This window comes from Vibrio sp. 10N.222.48.A3, assembly GCF_041475345.1.
Taxonomy (GTDB): Bacteria; Pseudomonadota; Gammaproteobacteria; order Enterobacterales; family Vibrionaceae; genus Vibrio; species Vibrio tasmaniensis_A.
This window is the reverse complement of the sequence record NZ_JBFRVX010001135.1, coordinates 1,678-3,348: the sequence shown is the minus strand read 5'-3', so window position 1 is coordinate 3,348 and position 1,671 is coordinate 1,678. Positions and strand designations below refer to the sequence as shown.

The 1,671-nt window shown below is 43.1% G+C and carries 1 protein-coding gene; it reads left to right on the top strand.

Annotated elements, in window-relative coordinates:
* Window positions 1-483: 483 nt before the first annotated feature.
* A partial coding sequence (locus AB4653_RS24385) for a lytic polysaccharide monooxygenase (protein WP_372105526.1) occupies window positions 484-1,671 on the top strand: 1,188 nt, incomplete at its 3' end.

The following is a 1,671-nucleotide window of genomic DNA, read 5'->3' as shown; positions in this document are numbered from 1 at the left end:
AGTTTAGCTCGTTCAAATTAACGTTTAATGATTTATCCATTTATAAACGTATACGCTCAATAGCTTAGCGACTTTACAGCAGTCTCAACAACGTAATAATAATGAAGATAAAAAGCACTCAATATCATTATTTATGCGAGCGTTTCACTCCAATTAATTCAATGAAAAAATACCTTCCTAGCGATCTATTTTCTTAGGGAATGCGTAATTTTTGTCGGTAAAAATTGATAATTCGAACCAATATCATCTATCTCTAACGCATTTCTTTGAGTTGTGTGATTCTGATTCCTTTCAAAATAAATCCCACTTTTATTGATAGTTATGACGTATATATTTTCCGTGTTCTTTAAGTCAGAAACTATAAACCCTCGAACTGCAATATTGATTAGTAAATGTCCAATCAATATTTCATACGGGGGTAAAATAATAGAGAGTGGGAAAGTGAAAACAGCAAATAATAATATTCTAAAAATAGCAGTGGGGATGGCTATGCTATCCAGCGTACCATCAGTAGCAAACGCTCATGGCTGGTCTGAATTTCCAAGTGCACGTCAGAATACGTGCTATGAACAAGGCGGGGTTTGGTCGGGTACGCCACCAAATGCAGCATGTGCTCAAGCAAAAGAGATTTCAGGGTCATATCCTTTCGTTCAACGCAACGAGTATGCGAAAAACATTCAAGACTTCAACAACATCAATGCAGTGAAAGCGGCGATTCCAGACGGCACGTTATGTTACGCCAATGATTCGCAAAAACGTGGCATGGGTGCACCTCATACAGGTTGGACTCGCACCGAGTTAAGCACTGGTACATTTGAATATGTATTCAATGCGACTGCACCACACAACCCGTCATTCTGGGAGTTCTACCTAACCAAACCAAACGCCGACCTGAGCAAAGGCCTAGCGTGGGGAGATTTAGACCTTCTCCAAGAAGTTGGGAATGTTCCTGTAAGTGGTGGCAAATACCGTATCAACGTAACGATTCCTTCAGACCGATCTGGCGACGCAATCTTATACGTTCGTTGGCAACGTGACGATGCCGCCGGTGAAGGTTTCTACAACTGTTCAGACATCACTATCGCGGGGGGAACAACTCCTCCACCAGAGCCGGGTCCTCAACCTGATCTAGTCCGTGGCGACCTGTTTGTTTCTGACCAGTTTGGTACGCCAGGAATTGGTGATACGGTTAAATATGACATCATCAACAAGTACGGTGAAGTAGCGCGTAGCTTCGACATCATTATCGATGCTTCAAACGTTAACGATTGGGCTCGCTTGTTGGCTTCAGAGATTAACGGCTGGCATGAAGAGTTTAAAGATGGCGCGATCTTCATTGGTGACTGGCACGCTGAAATGCAGCACTACATGTATTTCCAAAACGATCCTTCACGTAACTTCTTCAACTCAAAAGATAGCCGTGCTTCTGGTCAGTTAACGCTGATTGATGGTGGCGACGGTGGTGTTGAACCATTGAAAGGCGACATCTACGAGCTAGTGAAGAGTGACAACGTAGTGAATGCTGGCGACAAAGTTGTGATTGCAACAAGCGAAGCGGCGACATTGACTCAAACTCAAGGCTCTTCAGTAAGCATTCAAAATAACGGCACGGCTTCTATCGTAGTTGATACCACTGGCATCACTGCAAACGAAACTCTATCGTTTATGGCT